This is a genomic window from Vibrio sp. V19_P1S1T109, from assembly GCF_002241375.1.
In the GTDB taxonomy this organism is placed as follows: domain Bacteria; phylum Pseudomonadota; class Gammaproteobacteria; order Enterobacterales; family Vibrionaceae; genus Vibrio; species Vibrio anguillarum.
Genome location: NZ_NDIM01000372.1, coordinates 1 through 7,110, shown reverse-complemented (window position 1 = coordinate 7,110; position 7,110 = coordinate 1). Strand labels below are relative to the sequence as shown.

At 42.2% G+C, this 7,110-nt stretch carries 5 protein-coding genes; 1 reads left to right on the top strand and 4 read right to left on the bottom strand.

Translation table 11 applies throughout. The annotated features are described in order from the left end of the window. Nucleotides 1-148: 148 nt before the first annotated feature. The gene (gene sstT, locus B9J87_RS17120; RefSeq protein ID WP_026028166.1) at nt 149-1,366 is read left to right on the top strand and encodes a serine/threonine transporter SstT; all 1,218 of its coding nucleotides are present in this window, start codon (nt 149-151) and stop codon (nt 1,364-1,366) included. Between the two features lie 111 nt (nt 1,367-1,477). Here the strand turns inward: sstT and B9J87_RS17115 are convergent, their stop codons facing one another. From B9J87_RS17115 to B9J87_RS17100, 4 genes are all read right to left on the bottom strand, one after another. Then, nucleotides 1,478-2,623, bottom strand: coding sequence for a tetratricopeptide repeat protein (locus tag B9J87_RS17115; protein WP_094151897.1), 1,146 nt, complete (start codon nt 2,621-2,623; stop codon nt 1,478-1,480). Nucleotides 2,624-2,952: 329 nt separating this feature from the next. After that, entirely contained in the window at nt 2,953-4,590 is a 1,638-nt protein-coding gene (locus B9J87_RS17110) for a glycoside hydrolase family 13 protein (protein ID WP_094151895.1), read from the bottom strand. 148 nt (nt 4,591-4,738) lie between these two features. Continuing rightward, a complete protein-coding gene (locus B9J87_RS17105) occupies nt 4,739-5,590 on the bottom strand; it encodes a MalM family protein (protein ID WP_094151893.1) in 852 nt (283 codons plus the stop codon). A gap of 80 nt (nt 5,591-5,670) precedes the next feature. Next, on the bottom strand, nt 5,671-7,038 hold the full coding sequence (locus B9J87_RS17100; RefSeq protein ID WP_094151891.1) for a carbohydrate porin: 1,368 nt from the start codon (nt 7,036-7,038) through the stop codon (nt 5,671-5,673). Nucleotides 7,039-7,110: the final 72 nt, after the last annotated feature.

The window sequence follows — 7,110 nt, the reverse complement described above, 5'->3', positions numbered from 1 at the left end:
AGACACAATATCCCGCGTAGATATCATTACCCCCTTCAGTGGAGCTCACTGATGTCACTATAACTCTATTTGTCTACCATAACCGATGCTATGACTTCGTAGTATTTAGGTCATGCAGGATGTAATTCGATTTATTGCAGGGATAACTATGCAAAGCAACAATATTTTCGCCCGTTTTGCGCGTGGCAATTTGGTTCTGCAAATACTCGCCGGTATCGTTCTCGGTGGGATATTAGCAACCCTTTCACCCGATGATGCGAAAAGCGTCGGCCTACTTGGCGACCTTTTCGTTGGCGCACTTAAAGCCGTAGCGCCGATCCTCGTGTTTATTTTGGTCGCCGCGTCCATCGCAAACCAAAAGAAAAACCAACACACTTATATGCGCCCAATCGTGGTGCTTTACCTTTTTGGGACCTTCACCGCCGCTCTTACTGCCGTTGTATTGAGCTTTATCTTCCCTACAACCTTAACATTGGTTGCGGGGGCAGAAGGTGCAACGCCTCCTCAAGGCATCGCTGAAGTGCTTAATACCCTGTTGTTTAAGCTGGTTGATAACCCTGTCAATGCTCTAATGAGTGCAAACTATATTGGCATTCTGGCATGGGCTGTTGGGTTGGGCTTAGCTTTACACCATGCCTCAGCAACAACTAAAGCCGTATTTGAAGATTTAAGCCACGGCGTTTCACAAATTGTGCGTTTTATTATTCGCCTAGCACCGTTTGGTATTTTCGGCTTGGTTGCATCCACGTTTGCCACGACTGGCTTTGAATCTTTGGCTGGTTATGCCAACCTTTTATTCGTATTACTCAGTGCTATGTTGATCATCGCATTAGTTGTCAATCCAATCATTGTGTACGCGAAAACTCGCCAAAACCCGTATCCATTGGTGTTCCAGTGCTTGCGTGAAAGTGGTGTCACCGCATTTTTCACACGCTCAAGCGCCGCCAATATCCCAGTAAACATGGCGTTGTGTGAGAAACTAAAACTGGATGAAGATACTTATTCAGTCTCGATCCCACTCGGCGCGACCATTAATATGGCTGGTGCCGCCATTACTATCACGGTTCTCACCCTAGCGGCAGTAAACACAGTAGGTATTGAAATTGACCTGATGACAGCCTTGCTACTGAGCATCGTTGCTGCTGTTTCTGCCTGTGGCGCATCCGGTGTGGCCGGTGGTTCACTGCTGCTGATCCCGCTCGCATGTGGGTTATTTGGCATTTCAAATGACGTAGCAATGCAGGTTGTTGCCGTTGGCTTTATCATAGGCGTGATTCAAGATTCAGCTGAAACAGCGCTCAACAGCTCCACAGATGTTGTCTTCACTGCTGCGGTTTGCCAAGCTGAGCACAATAAATCAGCATAATCATTCGATACACTAAAACCGATACCAACAAAAATCCCCAGCCGATTCGCTGGGGATTTTTATTTCAGAGATTTTTTATTTACAGTGCTTAGCCACTTTATCGATCCAGCATTACCTGTCCATTGAAGTATTGGAGAAATCTAATCGCGTTAGAACCTCATGATCATCAGATGGGCTGGATGACAAAAGCTCTTCGGAGGCATCCGCCCCTACGCTCAATGAGAGATCGTCTTCATCAGGCAACTCCCCTTTCTCTGGGATAGGGATCCCACGTTTGTAGAGCTTGTTCAGCGCCTTAATAATTGAGTGTTTACTTACAGTACCCGCACCGATTTTCTTCATGAGTGGTTTGGCCAACGATTGCAACCCCACAACAGAATCGACACCGATACGTGAGCCCACTTGATCTCTTAGCACCTTTGCTGGTTCAAAACCAAAATGAGCCGATAAAAATAACCAAATATAAGCAATAGCATTGCCATTTGAACCTTTATCTATCCAAGCTTCTCCTGCGTGATACATCGCCTCTACATGACCTTTTTCAGAAGCTCGCTCTAACCAATAACAAGCTTTACTGTGGTCCATTGCGACACCAACACCCTTAAGGTAATTCAAGCCTAGTTTCATCTGTCCTATCGGGCTATTTAGCTTCGCGGCTTTGGAATACCAAAATGTTGAATCCGCTGGTGATGGCGCAATATTGTCATGTGAAACACACCAATCCCCCATAAAAATCACAGCGTCGAGCAAATTCGCTTCCGCAGCCTCTTGTACTAACGAGACTCCTTTCGCAGTATTCGCTTCCACGCCACGGCCATGAATATAGGCCATGCCAGTTTCATACTTTGCGGTTAAGTTACCTTCAATGCCTGCAATACAAGTCTGCCAAAACTTCTCTTTTTCCCGCAAAATCAGATCATCTCGAAACTTTTGGCAAATCCGAACAACACCATACATTCCCGTAACATTGTCATAATTTGCCGCTTTGTCATACCAGTACATCGCCTCTTTGAGGTTGGTTCGTTCGGCTTCTTTCGCTAAATACAAAATCGTCGGCACATGGCCTGTTTCGGCCTTAAACAAGCGATCTTGTCTTTCTTGTTCACGTGATTTTTCTATCGCTTTGCGATAAGCGATTTCTCTCTCTTTTCTCTCTTCCTCTAAGCGTTTTTTGCGCAAAGAGAGCGAAAACATCCACACGAAGATGAGGATAAGTGATAACCCGGTTGCGCCTATGGCAATCCCAATAGTGCTCATTGATTCAAATCTTATTTAGCTGATTAACTTCATTATCGACCATTTTTCTCAATCTTTGAAAAAGTCTGACCACATTCATTCTGTCTCGAACCATTTAAAGCATACGAAACAGTCAAATCCGTTCATCCAAAACAGAGAGGCCACTCTATATCTAATGCTCGTGGATTAATTAAGCCACGTAGCCTTAGCACTAAGATAGTACCGTACTCTTTTCAAGAGTGTTACGCACAATCACACTAATTGAGGAATAGATTCCGATTTGGGTCAATGAATGAAAAAACGCAGCCAAATCGCTGCGTTCATTCCAGATCAAAAATGAGCCACTCACTTTACTCTCTCATCAAAACCGCGATGGATTGATAAGGCTCGAGTACTAGATTTTCTTCTAATTTTTCAATCTCTTGATAATTAGAGCTCAAACACTCCACCGCTCTCAATTGAAACTTTTCGGGTATTGTTAAACAAACCGTGGCCGATGAAAAATTACTGATCACGACAATTTGCTCACCTTGGTACTCGCGCACATAGCCAAACACTTGATCATGTTCTTCAAATAAAGGCGTGAACGATCCATAGACGATGGACAGGTGTTTTTTACGCAGTGCAATTAACTTTTTATAGTGATGGTAAATCGATTGTTTATCAGCGAGCGCTTGTTCAACATTGACTTTTAGGTAGTTAGGATTCGCCTCTATCCACGGAGAACCTTGAGTAAATCCGCCGTGTTTATCCGCTGACCATTGCATTGGCGTTCGAGCGTTATCACGGCTGTTTTGATGAATAGCATCCAGCATATGTTGATGAGAAACGCCCGATTCTGTCTTCACACGATAAAAATTTAACGTCTCGATGTCTCGGTATTGATCGAGCGAATCGAAGGCCACATTCGTCATACCAATCTCTTCGCCTTGATAAATATAAGGCGTGCCTTTCAGAAAGTGTAAGCTCGTTGCCAACATTTTCGCAGATTCAACTCGGTAGCGTTTGTCATCACCATACTTAGATACAGCGCGTGGCAGGTCATGATTATTCCAAAATAATGAATTCCAACCCTGATCGGCAAGCTCAATCTGCCACTTGGTTAATACCTGTTTAAACTGCTTAAGATCTAACGGAATAGGGTTCCATTTGTCACCATGCTCCCACGTCAAAGTGATGTGTTCAAATTGGAAAACCATCGATAACTCACGACGACTCGGCGCACTGTACAGTTTTGCAATGTCTGGTGTGGCTCCCCAAGTTTCTCCCACGGTCAGCAGATCTTGATTACCAAAGGTGGCGGCATTCATTTGCTGTAATAACGGATGCAAGCGCGGGCCATTACCAGTAATGCCCTTATCAATTTCTTTGCCAATTAAATCAATAACATCTAATCGAAAACCACCAATGCCCTGTTCAATCCACCAGTTCATCATGCTGTGCACTTCTTGCTGCACTTTAGGGTTTTCCCAATTCAGATCTGGCTGACGTTTAGAAAAAAGGTGGAAATAATATTGCTGCGTTTGCTCATCCCAGTGCCAAGCACTGCCACCAAAAATTGACCCTGTATCATCCGGCGCACTGCCATCCGGTTTTGCATCCCGCCAAATGTAGTAATCTCGATACGGATTGTCTCGTGATTGCTTAGCTTGTAAAAACCATTGGTGTTCATCCGATGTATGATTAACAACAAGATCCATCACTATCTTAATATTGCGTTTTTGTGCTTCGCTCAGTAAACGCTGCATATCTTCCATGGAACCAAACTCTTGAGCTATTGCTTGGTAGTCAGAAATATCATAACCGTTATCATCCATTGGAGATTGATAAACAGGAGATAGCCAAATAACGTTAATGCCTAACTCTGCAAGGTAATCAAGCTTACTAATAATGCCATTTAAATCGCCGATACCATCGTGATTAGAATCGTAAAAACTGCGCGGGTATATTTGGTATACCACAGCGCTATGCCACCATTTGGGTTCCATGATATTTATCTCTGCATTGAATGATCTAGTGAGTTCTAAAGTGAGAGAAGTGATAATTCGCTTGTCATATTTAGTAATCGAAGCTCAGAATTTTGAGACTAGAAAAAGAAAGGCGTACACATAGGGACGCCCGTAGTACGATCTTTAATTATTTCTCGTTCACGGCTTTAACAAAGACTTCTTGTGCTCCATCAATACCTAGCGCTTTGGCTTCATCAAGTAGGCTCAGTGCTTTGGCGATATCGTTCGCTTTTACCGCTAATTCAATTACCTGATAATAATAACTTTGAGTTTCAGGTAGAACGTTAACAACTTTTAGGGCTGGCACTGGTTTTGGAATATTTGGAGCTGAAGGTGATTTTGACTCACCAAATAAACTGAATGTAGACTTAGTTCTTATTGATACAGAAAGAGTACCATATTTACTGTGATTCGCGAGAAGGTCATCAATCGCCGGAGGATCATTTCGTTTAGAAATAGCCATCGCTTTTGCTGGATGGATAATAGTAGTCGTCTCTTTTAAATCTTTTGGGGTAGTATAAATAATGACGTGTGCCATAGAAATAGATTCTGGTATATTCAGCTGAATCTCCCCAAATAATACGGCACCTTTAACAAAGTTATTACGATCATAACCAAAGACATCAGATGTGTACTTATGAATTAAATTCATATTTTGATCATATATGTTCACACTTGGTGAAAATACAGAAAGATCTTTAACTGGCGCATTAACCTCGAGGATAATCGGAATTCCTGGGTTTGGAAACGAAAATCCAGACACAGGACTAGTAAAACCATCCATTTGTAACAACTGGCTTCCCGGAGAAAAAACAAATGAGAACGAACTAGGGATGTTAACAGTATTCCATTTGATGCTTTCAACCCTTGAAACAACCTTAACATCATTGCCTACAACTTCATTTGATACACTTTTCAAAGAAGAGCAACCTGTCAAAAGAGTTAATCCATATAGCACTAACCAGTTTTTTTTATTCATAAAAAGACCTATTCGAAATATGAAAGTAGCCAGCATATTGCTGGCTACTTTAAACTATTCAGACATTAACATGTTAGTCATTACCACCAAGCTTCAACTTGTGCACCAACCATAACATCATTATTTTCTACAGCCATATCACCATCATACATGCTAGCAAATACGCGAATTGCAGGACGAGCCCAGAAGCTTTTACCTGCTTGCCATTGTTGTGCAATAGTCACTTTATTCAGGTCTTGTTTTTCAGCACTCCAATCAGAACCAAAGTCTTGTTGGTAATAACCTACTTCCAATACTGTACTCATAGTTTCAGACCATTTGTATGAAGGACGAACTACAACACTTAAAGCAGTCGCATCTTCAGCATCGCTAGATGCACCTTTGCCTTTATCAAGAAGTTGCGCATAAACTACAGAATAACCAAGATCCCACTTATTACCTTCGATAACACCCCAATCAATCAAGCGAATCGATTTTCGACCTTCCTGACCCATTTCCATATTGTATGAGTCACCAAGGTGGTTACCTACAAAGCCAGACCATGCATAACCTTCAGTGTTGTACTGAATCACAGCTTTGTTGAAACCCATACTGTGACCTTGGGTATGCTCGGCAGTGAACGAGAAACCTGCTTTATCTAAACCATAATCACCAGCATTGCCTACATCGGCTTCAATCGCTTTTTCTTGAGCATCTGTATGAGAAGGCTTAGCAGCTAGAAGGATAAACTCCATGCTACCTTTATCATTTGTTTCAATACCTGTTAAACGCAAATCAATTGAATTAGCTGTAGAATATACCTGTGTATTTTCTAAAACTGCTGATTCATCAATAGGCGTACTTGAATCGTCAACGACTGACAATGGAGCTTTCCATTTGTGTTGAACAACAGCTGCATGGAACTGACCAAAACCAACATCAATATTCTCCACACCAATACCATTGCCTGAGTTATTGATATAATACATATCCAAGATATGTATATCTTTGCGACCATAATAACGGTTACCAGCCCAAAGTTTCATACCATTAGACATTGAATAATCAACCCAAGCTTCGCGGAATGCTGCACGTTGTCCATTCCAAGGGCTATCAGGATCAACACCGATACTTTGGAAAGAGTTACCACGATAATCTAAGCCGCCATTTTCATAAGTACCGTACGCAACCAAAGTATGTAAGTTGAAAGAATCTCCTTCTGCACTTTCCCATACTTTGTTTACATTAAGGGAGAGTTCAGCATATACATCACACTCATCACCTAGACGACCAACTGCATGCCCAAATACAGTTGGACCACCATTACCATAACAGTACTGAGAACCACCGTCAGCGTTGGCACCAAATCCAGCACGCATATAACCATGAAAATCAGTTTCTGCAGCAAAAGCAGAACCTGCTGCTAGAGTAGCAGCCACTGCGGCAGCAATTACACTTACTTTTTTCATTCTTAACTCCATTAAGGACGATTTATATTTATGGAAAATTTTAACTACGGACAGCATTTAAAACTTTCACTC

Excerpts from the sequence above, each read along its gene's own strand:
- B9J87_RS17110 (WP_094151895.1), bottom strand. The coding sequence starts at position 4,590 with ATGGAACCCAAATGGTGGCATAGCGCTGTGGTATACCAAATATACCCG.
- B9J87_RS17100 (WP_094151891.1), bottom strand. The coding sequence starts at position 7,038 with ATGAAAAAAGTAAGTGTAATTGCTGCCGCAGTGGCTGCTACTCTAGCA.
- sstT (WP_026028166.1), top strand. The coding sequence starts at position 149 with ATGCAAAGCAACAATATTTTCGCCCGTTTTGCGCGTGGCAATTTGGTT.
- B9J87_RS17115 (WP_094151897.1), bottom strand. The coding sequence starts at position 2,623 with ATGAGCACTATTGGGATTGCCATAGGCGCAACCGGGTTATCACTTATC.
- B9J87_RS17105 (WP_094151893.1), bottom strand. The coding sequence starts at position 5,590 with ATGAATAAAAAAAACTGGTTAGTGCTATATGGATTAACTCTTTTGACA.